11 protein-coding genes are annotated in these 16,418 nt (G+C 68.3%); 7 read left to right on the top strand and 4 right to left on the bottom strand.

The features are described from left to right. The first annotated feature begins 117 nt into the window (after positions 1-117). From ACEN9Q_RS20540 to ACEN9Q_RS20555, 4 genes are all read left to right on the top strand, one after another. Positions 118-2,070 carry a M13 family metallopeptidase gene (locus ACEN9Q_RS20540; protein WP_495625843.1) on the top strand — a complete coding sequence of 651 codons (1,953 nt, stop codon included), beginning with the start codon at positions 118-120 and terminating at the stop codon, positions 2,068-2,070. Between the two features lie 70 nt (positions 2,071-2,140). Next, positions 2,141-2,563 carry a hypothetical protein gene (locus tag ACEN9Q_RS20545; RefSeq protein ID WP_495625844.1) on the top strand — a complete coding sequence of 141 codons (423 nt, stop codon included), beginning with the start codon at positions 2,141-2,143 and terminating at the stop codon, positions 2,561-2,563. Between the two features lie 163 nt (positions 2,564-2,726). Continuing rightward, on the top strand, positions 2,727-4,427 hold the full coding sequence (locus tag ACEN9Q_RS20550) for a methyl-accepting chemotaxis protein (RefSeq protein ID WP_056446173.1): 1,701 nt from the start codon (positions 2,727-2,729) through the stop codon (positions 4,425-4,427). Between the two features lie 139 nt (positions 4,428-4,566). Next, the gene (locus ACEN9Q_RS20555; RefSeq protein WP_495625845.1) at positions 4,567-5,016 is read left to right on the top strand and encodes a hypothetical protein; all 450 of its coding nucleotides are present in this window, start codon (positions 4,567-4,569) and stop codon (positions 5,014-5,016) included. Between the two features lie 157 nt (positions 5,017-5,173). Here ACEN9Q_RS20555 and ACEN9Q_RS20560 read toward each other — a convergent pair whose 3' ends face one another. Beyond that, entirely contained in the window at positions 5,174-5,968 is a 795-nt protein-coding gene (locus ACEN9Q_RS20560; protein ID WP_495625846.1) for an AraC family transcriptional regulator, read from the bottom strand. A gap of 81 nt (positions 5,969-6,049) precedes the next feature. Here ACEN9Q_RS20560 and ACEN9Q_RS20565 point away from each other — a divergent pair, with 81 nt between their 5' ends. After that, the gene (locus ACEN9Q_RS20565) at positions 6,050-7,261 is read left to right on the top strand and encodes an MFS transporter (RefSeq protein WP_157202025.1); all 1,212 of its coding nucleotides are present in this window, start codon (positions 6,050-6,052) and stop codon (positions 7,259-7,261) included. 176 nt (positions 7,262-7,437) lie between these two features. On the opposite strand, the gene glk is transcribed toward ACEN9Q_RS20565, so the two are convergent. Further along, positions 7,438-9,312, bottom strand: coding sequence for a glucokinase (gene glk, locus ACEN9Q_RS20570; protein WP_056446188.1), 1,875 nt, complete (start codon positions 9,310-9,312; stop codon positions 7,438-7,440). Position 9,313: 1 nt separating this feature from the next. Continuing rightward, positions 9,314-10,954 (bottom strand): alpha-amylase family glycosyl hydrolase, encoded by a 1,641-nt coding sequence (locus ACEN9Q_RS20575; RefSeq protein WP_495625847.1) that lies wholly within the window; start codon positions 10,952-10,954, stop codon positions 9,314-9,316. A gap of 202 nt (positions 10,955-11,156) precedes the next feature. Between ACEN9Q_RS20575 and ACEN9Q_RS20580 the strand changes: the two genes are divergently transcribed. Together ACEN9Q_RS20580 and ACEN9Q_RS20585 are read left to right on the top strand one after the other, a co-directional pair. Continuing rightward, positions 11,157-13,883, top strand: a complete 2,727-nt coding sequence (locus ACEN9Q_RS20580) for an alpha-1,6-glucosidase domain-containing protein (RefSeq protein WP_495625848.1) — start codon at positions 11,157-11,159, stop codon at positions 13,881-13,883. Positions 13,884-13,958: 75 nt separating this feature from the next. Then, entirely contained in the window at positions 13,959-15,470 is a 1,512-nt protein-coding gene (locus ACEN9Q_RS20585) for a pectinesterase family protein (protein ID WP_495625849.1), read from the top strand. Positions 15,471-15,558: 88 nt separating this feature from the next. On the opposite strand, the gene ACEN9Q_RS20590 is transcribed toward ACEN9Q_RS20585, so the two are convergent. Further along, positions 15,559-16,344 carry a CPBP family intramembrane glutamic endopeptidase gene (locus ACEN9Q_RS20590; protein ID WP_495625850.1) on the bottom strand — a complete coding sequence of 262 codons (786 nt, stop codon included), beginning with the start codon at positions 16,342-16,344 and terminating at the stop codon, positions 15,559-15,561. Between the last annotated feature and the right edge of the window lie 74 nt (positions 16,345-16,418).

The following is a 16,418-nucleotide window of genomic DNA, read 5'->3' on the forward strand; positions in this document are numbered from 1 at the left end:
TCAAAAAAAGCTCGCAGGGTTCGCGCCCTGCGGGCTTTTTTATTTAGAATCCTCCGCTACGGAACGCGCACGAAAGGATGCGGCATGGGACGGTTACGCCGGGCGGCAAGAGCCGCGATGTGCGGGATGCTGATGCTGGCGGCGAGCGCCGGCGCGGCGCAGGACAGATCGGGCTTCGACACGGGCGGCATGGACCGGAACGTCCGCCCCGGCGACGACTTCTTCGCCTACGCCAACGGCGCATGGGCGCGGCGCACGCCGATCCCCGCCGACCGCTCGACCGTGGGCACGATCGGCGCGCTCGACGACCGCAGCCGCGAGCAGGTCCGCGCGATCCTCGACGACGCGGCGCGCGACGCTGGCAGCCGCATGGGAACCGCGTATCGCGCCTTCCTCGACACCGCCGCCATCGAGCGCCTCGGCATGGCGCCCGTCGCGGCCATGCTCGCGCGCCTGCACGCGGTCGGCACGCGCGACGCGTACGTCGCCGCGGCGGCCGACGCGGGACGGCGCGGCGTCGCACTGCCGCTCGACTTCAAGGTGGAACCCGACGATGGCGATCCCGATCGCTACGCGCTGATCGTGTCGCAGGCCGGCCTCGGCATGCCGGACCGCGACTACTACCTGTCCGGCACCGCCGCCATGCGCGCCGCGCGCGCGGCGTACCGGCGCTACCTGGCCGCCACGCTCGCGCTGGGCGGCGTGGCCGACGCCGGCGCCGCCGACCGCCTGATCGCCTTCGAGACGCGCATCGCGCGCGCCAGCTGGACGTCGGCCGCGAGCCGCGACGCGCAGCGCACCTACAACCCGCTGCCGCTGAACCGGGCCGGCCCGCGCCTGGCGGCGCTGGCGCACGCGCTCGGATACCGCACGGCGCGCGCCATCGTGCGCCAGCCCGACGCGGTGGCGGCGATCCTCGGCCTCGTCGACACGGCACCCGTCGCGACGCTGCGCGACATGCTCATCGTCCGCACGCTCCACCGCTATGCCGCCGTGCTGCCGGCCGCCGTGCACGATGCCGACTTCGCGTTCTACGGCCGCGCGATCGACGGCGTCGACACGCCGGAGCCGCGCTGGCGCCAGGCCGTCGCCTTCGTGCTGGACGCCGTGCCCGACGACGTGAGCCGGGTCTACGTGGCGCGCCATTTTTCGCCCGCCACGCGCGCCGCGGCGCAGCGGATGGTCGACAACCTCGTGGCCGCATTCGGGCGCCGCATCGACGCGTTGGACTGGATGGCGCCCGCGACGAAGGCGCGCGCGCGGCGCAAGCTCGCGTCGTTCCGCGCGCAGGTGGGCTATCCGGACCGCTGGCACGATTACGGGCTGCTCGCCATGCGCGACGGCGACGCGTTCGGTAACGCCTGGCGCGCCGCGGCCTTCCATCACGACTGGGACGCGGCCAAGGTCGGCCGGCCCGTCTACCGCTGGGAATGGAGCGCGACGCCGATGACGGTGGACGCCTTCGCCAATTATCCGAAGGTGGCGATCGTCTTCCCCGCCGCCATCCTGCAGCCGCCGTTCTTCGACGCCGGCGTCGACCCGGCCGTCAACTACGGCGGCATCGGCGCCTCGATCGCGCACGAGATGACCCACCACTTCGACGACCAGGGCGCGCGCTACGACGAGCGGGGACGGCTCGCGGCGTGGTGGTCGGCGCGCGACCGCGCCGCGTTCGAGGCGAGAACCGGCAAGCTGGCGGCCCAGTTCGACCAGTACGCGCCGCTGCCCGGCGCGCACGTCGACGGCACACTGACGCTGGGCGAGAACATCGCGGACCTGGGCGGCCTGGCCATCGCCTACGACGCCTGGCATGCGGCGCTGGACGGCAAGCCGGCGCCCGTGATCGACGGCCTGACGGGCGAGGCGCGCTTCTTCCTCGGCTGGGCGCAGATCTGGCGCCTGCGCTACCGCGACGCCGACCTGCGCCGGCGCCTGCTCACCAATCCGCACGCGCCCGCGCCGCAGCGCGTGTGGACCGTGCGCAACCTCGACGCCTTCTATCCGGCGTTCGGCGTCGAGCCCGCCGACCGCCTGTACCTGAAGCCCGCCGACCGCGTACGGATCTGGTGAAGCACGCAAGCGTGCGAGCCCGCGCGCGCAAGCGTTGCATACTGGCGGCATCGAACGACACGGAGGCACCATGGCGGCAGTCAACCTGGACGAACTCGGACATGCGGCGCTCGTCGTCGACGACGGCGCCAAGGCCCTCGTCGCGCGCGCGACGGGCATGATTCACCTGCTCAACGACGACTACATGGACGAGGAAGCGCCGGTGCCGGCCGACGGCGATGGCGATCGCGATGGCGAACAGGCCTACGTCGTCGTGCCGCCGGCCAGCCTGCTGGGCATCGGCGACCAGCTGGTGTTCCGCTTCGCCGCCGCGCATCTGGCGGACGACCAGGCCGCCGTCCGCGCGCTGGTCGACGCCAACGACACCGACGGCTTCGCGCGCCTGCTCGACGAACGGGGCGCGACGGCATCCTGGCAGCATTTCCGCAGCGAGGAAACGAGGACGGCACTGCGCCGCTGGTGCGACGAGCACGGCCTGCAGGCGAAGGACTGACACTGTGGCGCGCGCCCACATTACGAGAATTTAATGTTCCGCCGAGCGCGGCACAATCCTATACTTTCCCCAAGGCACTTACATTTGCCTTATAGAACGATAGCGCCGAAACCCCGCACTGTCTCTTTTTCATCGATTCCCTCTACGCTCGGAGAGGCACACCATGAACGTGAAGAACATGAAAGTCGGTACCCGGCTTGCGCTCGGCTATGCCCTCGTCCTCGCCCTGCTTGCCGTCATCGTCGGCTTCGGCCTGCTGAAAATGCAGGAGATGCAGGCGCACCTCAAGCTCATCACCGACGTGAACAACGCCGAAATCGCCCTGATCGGCACGATGAAGGAAAGCGTCAGCGACCGCATGATCGCGCTGCGCAATCTCGCCATCCTGACCGACGCGAACAAGATGGCGCAAGAAACGGCGGACCTGCGCCAGCAGGAAAACACCTATACCGACGCCAGGGACAAACTCGGCAAGGCGTTCGAAAACCCGACCACGACGGCCGAGGAAAAAGCCTTCTTCGCCAAGTTGCAGGATGAGGAAAACGCCGCGCTGCCGCTGATGGCCGAAGCAGAAAAGCTCGGCCTCGCCAACAAGATCGACGCAACGAACGACCTGCTGATGAACAAGGCCGCGCCGCTGGAGACGGCCTGGCTCGGCACGATGAAAGCCCTGGGGCGCCTGGAAATCCAGCAGAACGACGACGCCAAACGCGCGGCGAACGACGAATACGACGCCGCCGTGCGCCTGATGCTGGGCCTCGCCGCCGCCGCCCTCGCCGCCGGCAGCGGTGCCGCCGTGCTGGTGACGCGCACCCTGATCCGGCAGCTGGGCGGCGAGCCCGATGCGGCCGCGCACGTCGCCGCGCGGATCGCGGCGGGCGACCTCACCGTCGACGTGCCGGTGAAGCCGGGCGACGACGCCAGCCTGATGGCGGCGATGCGCGACATGCGCGACAGGCTGGCCACCATCGTCGCCGAAGTGCGCTCGGGCACCGACGCCATCGCCACCGCGGCCGGCGAGATCTCGGCCGGCAACCTGGACCTGTCGAGCCGCACCGAACAGCAGGCCGGGTCGCTGGAAGAAACCGCGTCGTCGCTGGAAGAGCTGACGTCGACCGTGCGCCAGAACGCCGACAATGCCCGGCAGGCCGACGACATGGCCGCGTCCGCGTCCGACGCGGCCGTCAAGGGCGGCCAGGTCGTGGCGCAGGTGGTCGACACGATGGCGGCGATCGACGCGTCGGCCCGGCAGATCGTGGACATCATCGCCGTCATCGACGGCATCGCGTTCCAGACCAATATCCTCGCGTTGAACGCGGCCGTGGAGGCCGCGCGGGCCGGCGAGCAGGGCCGGGGGTTCGCCGTCGTCGCCGGCGAGGTGCGCAACCTGGCGCACCGGGCCGGTTCGGCGGCGAAGGAGATCAAGGCCCTCATCGACGCGTCCGTCGACAGGGTCGGCATCGGCTCGGCGCTCGTGGGCGACGCCGGCGCCGCGATGACCGAAATCGTCGGCCGCGTGCAGGGCGTGACCGGCGTCATGGCCGAGATCTCGGCCGCCAGCCGCGAGCAGAGCACGGGCATCGAACAGGTGAACCAGGCGGTCGCGCAAATGGACGAGGTGACGCAGCAGAATGCGGCGCTCGTCGAACAGGCCAGCGCCGCCTCCCAGGCGATGCAGGAACAGGCCGCGCGGCTGGCGCGGCTGGTCGGCACGTTCACCCTGGCCGGTGGCGGCGCGGCGGCCGCGCGTCCAGCTTCGGTGGCTCGTCCTGCCGCGCGGCCGCAGCTGGCCAGGCAGATGCCGCGGCCGGTCGTCAGGACGGCCGTGGCGGCGGGCGTCAGCGCGGACTGGGAAACGTTCTGACGCGGCCGTCAGTGCGCCGCCGGCGCGCCGGCGGCGGCATGATTTGCGCGATTTTCATGTCTTGTTCTTTCCATTACAGACACGTTGCCGGGTAACACCACTTGGTTTAGACTGGTTCTTTGCCTTCCATCGAGCCATCATGTCCGCACGCCCCGTCCGCCTGCTGAGCGCCACCTTCCTCGCCCTGGCCGCGCTCGCGGCCTGCAAGGGCGAAAAGCCGGCGCCGCCGCCGAAACCGGCGGCCGTCCAGGCACCGGCCGCGCCCGCGCGCACGCGCGACCAGGCGATGGCCGAGCTGATGGCGCTGCCGGAACTCAAGACGTGGTCGGACCAGATCGAAAAGCGCTCGCACGGCGCGGCCCACGGCGCCGTCATCGAGGACGACCCGAACCCGCGCATCATCGAAGGCAAGGCGTATTACCAGCTGAGCTTCGTGGAAGACCGCAAGCAGGACGTGCACCGCCGCGCCAGCTTCCTCGTGGCGCACCAGGGCGACGAGATCCTCGTCGAGGACCCGGACAACGACACCGTGCAGTCGCTGGCCGAGTGGCGACGCAATATCCGGAAGATCGAACTGAAGTCGGGTTGAGCCGGGTCATTCCGTCTACTTGATCGGGCACAAACCAAAGTAAATCCGACGCGCCTATCGTGGACGCTGCCGCTGACCGTGCGGCGTCGTCATCCACGCCGCGTGGACGGTGGCGCCACTCCTCCCCCGGTCGGCGGCGCCTCCCTTCCCCATCGCGTCAAGCCCGCGCCCGCCATTCGGCCAGGTAGTGCTGCGGCGTCTTGCCGAGCAGCTTGCGGAACATGCTCGTGAAGGCGCTGGGGCTGGCATAGCCGAGCGCCTGCGCGACGGCGCCCACGCTCTCGCCGCGCGCCAGCATCTCGAACGCGTGCGCCAGGTGCACCTGCTGCACCCACTGGCGGTAATGCAGCCCCGTCTCGCGCGGGAACAGCCGGATCAGCGTGCGCGCGCTGGCGCCCGCATCGAACGCGTAGTCGTCCAGCCGGCGCAATCTGCCGGGATGCGCCATGACGTCCGCGCACAGCGCCTGCAGGCGGCGGTCGCGCGGCCACGGCACGGCGATCGGCACGGTCTCCATCGCCGCCAGTTCCGACAGGATCAGCCGCGCCAGCGCTTCGCCGCGCCCGCCGGGCGGATAGTCGACCGGCTCGAGCGACAAGGCCAGGATCAGCTCGCGCAGCAGCGCGCTCACTTCCAGCACCTTGCAACCGTCGACGAGCGTGCCGGCAGCAAAAGGCTCGATGTACAGCGCGCGCATGTTCACGCGGCTGAGCATCGTCAGCTCGTGCACGACGCCGGGCGCGATGAGCAGCGCCCGCCGCGGCGGGATGATCCACACGCCCAGTTCCGTGCGCACCCGCATCACGCCCTCGCTGGCATACAGCAGCTGGACCCACGGGTGGCTGTGGGCTTCGACCAGTTCGCCGTGCTGCACTTCGGACGGCACGGCCGTCACGCTGCGCGGCAGCGTGCGGAATTTCTGGCGATAGCGGGGCGATGGCGAGATTGTCACTTGGGCGACGAAAAATGGAATATGCGCTCGAATATACGATATTACACTGGACCGCCATTCATCGAGAACACCACCATGACCATGCCCACTTCGCCCGCCGTCGCGGCGTCCGGGCCGGCCAGCGCCGCGCCCGGGGCCGTGCTCCAGATCCTGTTTTCCGTCGCCTTCGTGCACCTGCTGAACGATTGCGTGCAGGCCGTGCTGCCGTCGATCTATCCGCTGCTGAAGGCGCAGTTCGCCCTCAGCTTCACGCAGGTCGGCCTGATCACGCTGACGTTCCAGTGCACCGCGTCGCTGCTGCAGCCGTGGATCGGCCTGTACACCGACAAACGCCCGATTCCCTTCCTGCTGCCGGCCGGGATGTGCGTGACCCTGGGCGGCGTCGCGCTGCTGGCCGTCGCGGGCAGTTTTCCCATGCTGCTGCTGGCGGCCGGCATGATCGGCGTCGGCTCGTCGACCTTCCACCCGGAAGCCTCGCGCGTGGCGCGGCTGGCGTCGGGCGGGCGCTTCGGCTTCGCGCAGTCGCTGTTCCAGGTCGGCGGCAACCTCGGTTCCGCGTTCGGCCCGCTGCTGGCCGCCGCCATCATCGTCGGCCGCGGCCAGGGGCGCATCGCCTGGTTCATGCTGTTCATCCTCGTCGCCGTGATCGTGCTCGTGGGCGTCAGCCGCTGGTACGGCAGCCACCTCAAGACCGTCACGCGCAAGGCCGCCGCGCATGCCGGCCCGGCGCTGCCGCGCGCGACCGTCTGGCGCGCGCTGGCCGTGCTGGCGATGCTCGTGTTCTCGAAATACGTCTACATGGCGAGCCTGTCGAGCTATTACACGTTCTACCTGATCGAGAAATTCCACGTCCCCGTCGGCACCGCGCAGCTGTACCTGTTCGTGTTCCTGGCCGCCGTCGCCGCCGGCACGTTCGCGGGCGGCCCGATCGGCGACCGCATCGGGCGCAAGCGCGTCATCTGGGTGTCGATCCTCGGCGCCGCGCCGTTCACGCTGGCGCTGCCGTACGCGGATCTGCTCTGGACCGGCGTGCTGTCCGTGGTGATCGGGCTCGTGATGTCGTCCGCGTTTTCCGCGATCGTCGTGTTCGCGCAGGAGCTCGTGCCGGGCAAGGTCGGCATGATCGCGGGGATCTTCTTCGGGTTGATGTTCGGCGTCAGCGGCATCGGCGCCGCGGCCATGGGACATATCGCCGACGTGGCGGGGATCGAGACGGTGTATCGGCTGGCGTCGTTCCTGCCGTTGCTGGGGATTCTGGCGGCGTTCTTGCCGAAGATCGAAGCGCGTAAATAAACCGCGGCGTTAAAAAACATCGCTCGCGTAAGTAAACCGCCGCGTTAAAAAATATCGCTCGCGTAGATAAAGCGCTGCATAAAAAACCGTCGTTCCCGCGCAGGCGGGAACCCAATTCGCACGCGATGCGATAACGCGCGCAAATTGGGTCCCTGCCCGCGCAGGGACGACGTTGCTTAGCTGTCGAGGTGGGAGATCAGCGCCCTGCGTCCTTCTCCCTCGCCTTCCGTCGCCGCCGGCGGCAACGCCCGCGCATGATGCACGTCGACGGAGATACCGACCGCCATGATGTCGATGAGGAGCAGCTGCAGGATCCGCGAAATCATCGCGAGGAAGTGCGTGCTGTCTTCCGCATGGTCGACGGCGAGCAGAACGTCCGCGCGGCGCGCCAGCGGCGACTGGCTGTTGCAGATGGCGATGACGTCGGCGCCCGCCGAGCGCGCGGCTTCCACGGCCGCCAGCAGGTCCGGCAGGCGGCCCGAGTTCGAGATCGCCACGACCACGTCGCCGGGTCCCAGCAGCTCGGCCGCCAGCTTGAACAGGTGCGAGTCGCCGTACAGCGCCGTCGGGATGCGGAAGCGGAAGAACTTGTGCTGGCCGTCCAGCGCCACCACGCGCGAATTCCCCATCGCGTAGAACTCCACGCGCTTGGCGCGGCTCACCAGTTCGATCGCGCGGTCGATAGCGCGCACGTCCAGCTGGTCGCGGAATTGCAGGATCGCCGAGATCGTGTTGTCGATGACTTTCGCCGACAGATCGTGCGTGCTGTCGCTGCCGCGCACCTGGCTGTGGCGCACCGGGATCGACCCCGTCAGGCTGCTCGCGAATTTCAGTTTGAAGTCGGCGAGGCCGAGGAAGCCGAGCGAGCGGCAGAAGCGGATCACGGTCGGCTGGCTCACGTCCGCCAACCTGGCGATGCCGGCGATCGGTTCGTTCAGCACGAGGCGCGGCTGTTCCAGCACGAGGCTCGCCACGCGCTGCTCGGCGGGCGTCAGTTCCGGCTGCAGTTTATGGATGCGGTCCATCAGCGTGTTGCCGCCGCTGCGTCCGCGCAGGTGCTCCGAGAGGATGTTCGCGACGCCGTCGAACGCGACGTGCGGCGTCGAGATCACGTACGTCGGGATGTCCGACAGGTAGCTGGAAAAACGGCCCTTCGCTTCGAAGCGCGTGCGGAACGGCGACGTCCGGAACCACTCGCCCAGGCGCGGCACGATGCCCCCGCCGATGAAGATGCCGCCGAACGCGCCCAGCGTCACCGCCAGGTTCGCCGCCGCGCCGCCCAGCATGCCGCAAAAGCATTCCAGCACTTCCAGGCACAACGGATCGTCGGCGTCGAGCGCACCCGCGATGATCTCGGCCGACGTGCGCGCCGGCGTCTCCACACCATTACGTTCCGCCAGCGCGCGATAAATGATCTCCATGCCGGGGCCGGAGATCAGGCGCTCGTTCGACACGTGGCTCCATTCGCGCCACGCGGCCTGCAGGATCGCGAATTCGCGCTCGTCGCTGGGCGCGAAGTTGACGTGGCCGCCCTCGCTGCCGAGCGTGACGAAGCCGTCGACGGTCGGAATGCCGCCCGAGACGCCGAGGCCCGTGCCCGGTCCGAGCACGCCCAGCACGGCGCCCGGCACGGGTTTGCCGGGGCCCACCTGCATCAGGTCGGACTCCTTGAGACCGGGGATCGCCATCGCCAGCGCCGTGAAGTCGTTGACGATCAACAGCGTGTCCAGGCCCAGTTCGCGCCGCACCGCGTCCGTGGAGAATTCCCACGGGCGGTTCGTCATGCGCACGTAATCGCCGTCGACGGGGTTCGCGAGCGCGAGCGCGCCGTGGTGCAGGCGCGCGTCCGCGTGCTCGTCGAGGTAGAAACGCAGCATCGGGACGATGCCCGCGAAGTCGTCGCACTTGAGCACGCGCACCGAGCGATAGCTGCCGGGCGCGGTCTGCAGCGCGAAGCGTGCGTGCGTCGCGCCGATGTCGGCCAGCAGGCGCGCGCCGTCGGCGAACGCGGTGCGGGCGGGTTTGTTATCCCCTTCGAGTTGTTCTTCCATATCAGGCGATCGTACCGAACCAGGCGCCGTATGGCGGCAGCGTGACCGTCGTGCCGTTCACGTCACCCGGCAGGCCGTGGCCTTCCAGCGTGTGCGCGCCCGCCGCTTGCGGCCAGTCGAACGTCAACGGTGCGTTGGTCACGTTGAACACCGCGAGCACGGACGGGTGGCCATCGAGGTCGCGGCGCAGCGCCAGCGCCTGTTCCGGCACGTCGAAGAACACGATGTCGCCGCGCGTCAGTGCCGGCTGCGTGCGGCGCCAGTGGATGACCTTGCGCGCGAAGTTCAGCGTCGACTGCGGGTCCCGGTCCTGCCCCGCCTCGGCCAACGCCGCGTGCTCGGGCGGCACGGGCAGCCACGGCGTGCCCGTCGTGAAACCGGCATGCGCGCCGTCGTTCGTCCACGGCATCGGCGTGCGGCAGCCGTCACGGCCCTTGAACTCGGGCCAGAACGTGATGCCGTACGGGTCCTGCAGAAGTTCGTACGGGACGTCCGCTTCCGGCAACGCCAGCTCATCGCCCTGATACAGGCACGGCGTGCCTTTCAGCGACAGTTGCAGCGCCAGCACGAGCTTGGACAAGGACGCGCGCGATGCGGGCGTCGCTTCGGCGCCCGACCAGCGCGTGGCGACGCGAATGCTGTCGTGATTACCGACCGACCACGACGCCCAGCCATCCTTCACGCGCGCATTGAATTCCTCGACCTGGCGGCGGATATGGCGGCTGGAGAACTGGGGCGTCAACAGGTTGAAGCTGTACGCCATGTGCAGCTTGTCGCCGCCCGACGTGTAGTCGGCCATCACGGCCAGCGAATCGTCGGCCCCCACTTCGCCGATCGCGACGGCGCCGAATTCGTCCAGCAGCTTGCGCAGCTTTTGCAGGAACGCGATGTTCTCCGGCTGGGTCTTGTCGTGGATGTGGGCCTGCATACCGTACGGGTTCACGTCCGTGACGGTCGACGTGTCGCGCACGAGCGCGGGCGGATTGCTTTTGAGCGTACGGTCGTGGAAGTGGAAGTTGCAGGCGTCCATGCGCACGCCGTCGACGCCGCGTTCGAGCCAGAAGCGCAGCGCATCCAGGTGGGCCTGCTGCACCTGCGGGTTGTGGAAGTTGAGCTGCGGCTGGCTGACGAGGAAGTTGTGCATGTAGTACTGCTTGCGGCGGCTGTCCCACTGCCACGCCGAGCCGCCGAACACGGACAGCCAGTTGTTGGGCGGGTTGCCGTCCGCGAGCGGATCGGACCACACGTACCAGTCGGCCTTCGGGTTGTCGCGGCTGGAGCGGCTTTCCACGAACCACGGATGATTCTCCGCCGTGTGCGCCATCACCTGGTCGATCATGATCTTGAGGCCCAGGCCGTGCGCACGCGCGACGAGCGCGTCGAAGTCGGCGAGGGTGCCGAACAGCGGATCGACGTCGCAGTAGTCCGCGATGTCATAGCCGAAGTCCTTCATCGGCGACTTGAAGAACGGCGAGAGCCAGACGATGTCCACGCCCAGGCTGGCGATGTAATCCAGCCTGGCGGTGATGCCCGGCAGGTCGCCCACGCCATCGCCGTTCGTATCGAGATAGCTGCGCGGATAAACCTGGTAGATGATGGCTTCGCGCCACCACGGATTCTTGTCGTGCGAAGAAGTGGTCATCTGGTGTCCCTCTAGTAATTTTTACGCAATATACAGGATGAAGGACATGATGACAATCGTCACGAAAATAGGGGATCAACAGCAAATGTCCATTTAAATCATTGACTTACGTATTTTCACACAAAACTGAATCGCTTCGTGTGGTAGTCAAACTACATCAAAGAATGTTAACCTGTCGCGCCAACCGGACATTCGCACCACCATGACAAGACCGACTCTCCACGCCAGCATCGCCTTCGTATTCATCCTGGCCAGCGCCGGGGCCCATGCCGCCATCGGGCCGGACGCCTGCGACGGCAAAAACTTCCAGACCGTCCTGCACCCGGCCGCCGCCCGCTTCGATGCGCGCGCCGTCTGGCTCGACGGGCGGCTCGTCAAATGGCCGGGCAGCGCGCCCGACGGCATCTTCAGGCTCTATCACTCGGCGCGCGGTGCGATCGCCGCGCCCATGGGCGGCACGGTGAGCGGCGCGGACGGCGCGATCCGCCTCGACGTCTTCTCCGGTCCCGTGGCGCCGGCCATTGCGACGCGTTTCAAATACCTGGCCGGCGGCCCCGTGCTGCGCGTGGACGACAATGACGCCGCGTCCCTGCCCGGCCTGCACCGCGGCCAGCTCGTGCTCGTGCGCGAGGACGCGACGGGCCGCGTGCTGGACGCCACGCGCATCCAGGCCGCCGGCGCCCTCGACGACCTGTACGCGCCCGCCGCCGACCTGCCGCAACTGGGCGTGGACGTCGGCGGCGGCCGCACGCGCTTCACGGTGTGGGCGCCGACCGCGCAGCAGGCCGCCGTCTGCGTCTACGACGGCGGCACCGGCGGCGTGCGCGCCGTGTACCAGATGGACTTCGACGGCCGCACGGGCGCCTGGCGCGCCGCGCTGCCGGGCGACCTGACCGGCAAGTACTACAAATACGCCGTCGACGTACCGGTCGATGCGGGCATCGTACGCAACCTCGTCACCGATCCGTACTCGATCAGCCTGACGACGGATTCGAAGCGCAGCTACATCGCGCGCCTGGATGCGCCGCGCCTGAAACCGGCCGGCTGGGACACGACGCCGGCGCCGCAAACGGTCAAGAATCAGACGGACATGGTCGTCTACGAACTGCACGTGCGCGATTTCTCGCGCGACGACGCCAGCGTGCCGGCCTCGCATCGCGGCAAATACCTCGCGTTCACGGACACCGGTTCGGACGGCATGAAGCACCTCGCGGCCCTCGCGCGCAGCGGCCTGACGGACGTGCACCTGCTGCCGGTGTACGACATCGGCAGCGTGCCGGAAACCGGATGCGCGCTGCCGCAGCCGGTGGGCCGCGCCGACGGCGACACCCAGCAGGCGCTCGTGAAACGCACGGCGGAAACGGATTGCTTCAACTGGGGCTACGACCCGTTTCACTACAACGCGCCGGAAGGCAGTTATGCGACCGATGCGGCCGACGGCGCGCGCCGCATCGTCGAGTTCCGCCAGATGGTGCAAAGCCTGCACAAGACGGGCCTGCGCGTGGGCATGGACGTCGTGTTCAACCACACCTTCATTGCGGGACAAAACGAGAAGTCGGTCCTCGACCGCATCGTGCCCGGCTATTACCACCGCCTGAACGCGACCGGTGCCATCGAGCGCTCGACGTGCTGCGACAACACGGCGACGGAAAACCGCATGATGGGCAAGCTGATGATCGATTCCGTCACGCTGTGGGCGAAGGAATACAGGATCGATTCGTTCCGCTTCGACCTGATGGGCCACCAGCCGCGCGCCGTGATGGAAGACTTGCAGCGCACGGTGAACGCGGCAGCGGGACGCGACGTGCAGCTGATCGGCGAAGGCTGGAACTTCGGCGAGGTGGCGGACGGCGCGCGCTTCGTGCAGGCGTCGCAGCTGTCGCTGAACGGCAGCGGCATCGGCACGTTCAACGACCGCCTGCGCGACGCGGTGCGCGGCGGTTCCGCGGGCGACTCGGGCGAGGCGATGTTCGGCCGCCAGGGCTGGATCAATGGCCTCGTCTACGATCCGAATGCGCACGCCGGCGACCGCCCCGCCGCCGACCTGCTGAAAACGACGGACCTCGTGCGCGCGGGGCTCGCGGGTTCGATCCGCTCGTATCCGCTGCATACGTTCGACGACAGGACGGTGCCGCTCGCGGCCATCGACTACAACGGCCAGCCGGCCGGCTATGCGAGCGAGCCGGGCGAAGTCGTGAACTACGTCGAGAACCACGACAACCAGACCCTGTTCGACATCGACGTCTTCAAACTGCCGCTCGCGACGTCGAGCCAGGAGCGGGCGCGCGTGCAGGTGCTGGGCATGGCCGTCGACGCGTTCGCGCAAGGCGTCGCGTATTACCACGCGGGCATCGACGTGCTGCGCTCGAAATCGCTGGACCGCAACAGCTTCAATTCCGGCGACTGGTTCAACCGCATCGACTGGACCTACCGCGACAATCATTTCGGCACGGGCCTGCCGCCGGCCGACGACAACGGCCGCGATTGGCCGCTGCTGAAGCCCCTGCTGGCCGACGCCGCGCTCAAGCCCACGCCTGCCGACATCGCGTTCGCGCGCGACGCGTTCCGCGACCTGCTCGCCATCCGCGCCAGCTCCACCCTGTTCCGCCTGCCGACGGCAGCGGGCATCAGGCAGCGCCTGCGCTTCTTCAACACGGGCAGCACGCAGGTCCCGACCGTGGTCGCTGCGCACCTGGACGGCCGCGGCCTGGACGGCGCGGGATTCGCCGGCATCGCGTACCTCATCAACGTGGACACGGTCGGCCACACGGTGACGGACCCGGACGCCATCGGCAGGCGCATGCGCCTGCACCCCGTGTTCCTGTCCGGGCACGCGGCCGACAAGCGCGCGACGCAGGCCACGTTCGACGGCGCGACGGGCGAGTTCACGATCCCGCCGCGCACGGCCGTCGTGTTCATCGAGGATTGATTCCGGCTGGACCATTTGCCGTTTTGGCCAGACCACTCTACAATGGAACGACGACAGCTACCCTCCACGGAGACCATGAAGCGTTCGTTCCTTGCCGTCCTCGCCATCTGCACGTCGGCCGGTGCCGCGCCGGTCGACTCCTCTCCCGCCAACGGGGCCGCCAACGTCAATCCGGACACGCACCTGGTCCTGCGCTTCGCCGGCCCGCCACACATCGGCAATGCCGGCACGATCCGCATCTACGACGCGGCCGACGATCGCCTGGTCGACGTGCTCGACATGAGCATCCCGGCCGGCCCCACCGAACGCGCATCGGGTCCATATCCGCCCTACCTCGCCGCGCCATACGACTACGGCGGACCGCGCCGGACCAACGCCGACACCACGCCGGGCACGCCGTCCGCGCCGGGCGTCGAGCCTGCGGCGGGCCGCTACCAGCTGACGATCATCGGCGGCTTCACGGACGGGTTTCATTTCCACCCCGTGATCGTGCACGGCAACGCCGCCACGATCTATCCGCACCACGACCTCCTGCGCTACGGGAAAACCTATTACGTGCAGATCGACCCGGGCGTGCTGACGGTGGCCGACGGCAGCTTCCAGGGCGTCGCGGGCAAGCGCGGCTGGCGCTTCGCGACGAAGGCCCGCGGTCCCGCCGCGGACGCGCGCCGCGTGACCGTGGCGACGGACGGCAGCGGCGACTTCGACACCGTGCAGGGCGCGCTCGACTTCGTGCCGGACGACCACGCGGGCCGGGTCACGATCTTCGTGAAGAACGGCGACTACGAGGAAATCGTCTACGCCCGCAACAAGCACGACATCACGCTGCAGGGCGCGAGCCGCGACGGCGTGCGCATCCATTACGCGAACAACGAGGTATTCAATCCGCACCCGCCGAACGTCGGCACGAACGAGTTGCCGGGCACCTTCCCGTCGCGGCGCGCGGCGTTCGCCCTCGACCACGTGCACGACGTCGCGCTGGTGAACCTCACCATCGCGACGACCTTGGGCGGCCAGGCGGAAGGCCTGCTGCTCAACGGCGAGCGCGACATCGTGAAAGACGTGACGATCCTTGGTGCCGGCGACGCCCTGCAGACGAACGGCAGCGCATACTTCGAGAACATCCGCCTGACGGGCACCGGCGACACGATCCTCGGCCGCGGTCCCGCCTACTTCCGCAACTGCGAGATCGAATCGCGCGGCGCGTTCATGTGGATCCGGAATCCGCAGACGAATCACGGCAACGTCTTCGACCACTGCACGTTCCGCGCGACCGGCGGCGCGACCGTTCTCGCGCGCCTGCCCGAGAACAAGGGCCGGAACTACCCGTATGCGGAAGCCGTGCTGCTCGACGCGTCGCTGGAGGGCATCGCGCCCGCCGGCTGGGGGCCCATCGAGGGCGATGCGTCGCACGTGCGTTTTTGGGAATTCAACAGCCGGGATGCGAACGGCAAGCCGGTGGACGTGGGTGCGCGGCATCCGGCGTCGCGCCAGCTCGACAAGGATCGCGATGCCGAGACGATCGCCCATTATCGCGATCCGGCCTGGGTGCTGGGTGGGTGGCAGCCGGCGCCGGTCGCTCGATGAGCGTCCGCACTGCGTCGACCGGGAGCGGACAGGACCTGCGCGTCGACGTCGGGCGCGATCGTGGACGGGCGCAGACGATTCGGATCGGCTACGTGAGCGTGTGCCGCGCCGCCGTTCCGCTGCGTCGGTAAGCCCGCAGCACGGCTGGCACTGCACCCAGCGGCAAGCCGGCATGAATGACGATCAGCCACCACAGGCTATGCGTCAAGGCATAGGCGATCGTGAATACGAAGGCGGACACGATCGACGCAATCAGCTGTTTCGGAGACTTGAATCCATGCGCGATGCCATATGCCAGGGCGGAGACCGTAATGGCGAGCGGGAGGCCAATACTGGGCGTGAGCAGCAGCAGGATGAAACCGCGGTAAAGGATTTCCCATCCGGCGGTCATGATGATCGAACCGAGTGCGAAGACCAGGGCTTCGCCGCCGGCGCGCGGCCAGGGAAAATCCGTGTCGAGCAACTTGCGTTCGTGTTCGGCGCGACGCTCGGGCGTATGACGCCGCTCCATCACGCTGCTGGCCACGCCAAGACCACCCAGCAGCAACACGGCAAAGCCCAGGCCCCATGCGCCGGCGCTGGACAGCGGGACATCGAATCCGATGTCGCGGGCCGTATAGCCGGCCTGGCTGGCGCCAATCCACAGTACCCCCAGCATGATCACGACCGGCCAGCTCATGGACCAGTAACGACGCATGGGCGTACGCGCTGGCTTATCGCTTTGCGGGCGCAGGCTGCGCCACAGGTTGAGCGCAGGCGCGACCAGCAACAGATAGGCTGCGAGTAAATAATTCAGCATGAAGGAAACGAAGCGACCTGCGTGGCTCGGCCAGCGCCCGGCTAACGCCCGGGCGATGGGATGGATGTGCAGCATAGCATCCGGGCGGGGGCTGAAAAGTCAACGTTTTCCACGCCTCGGCAGCACAGACAAAGCGGTTCGAAAACGCT

The organism is Massilia sp. Masssp93, from assembly GCF_059491295.1.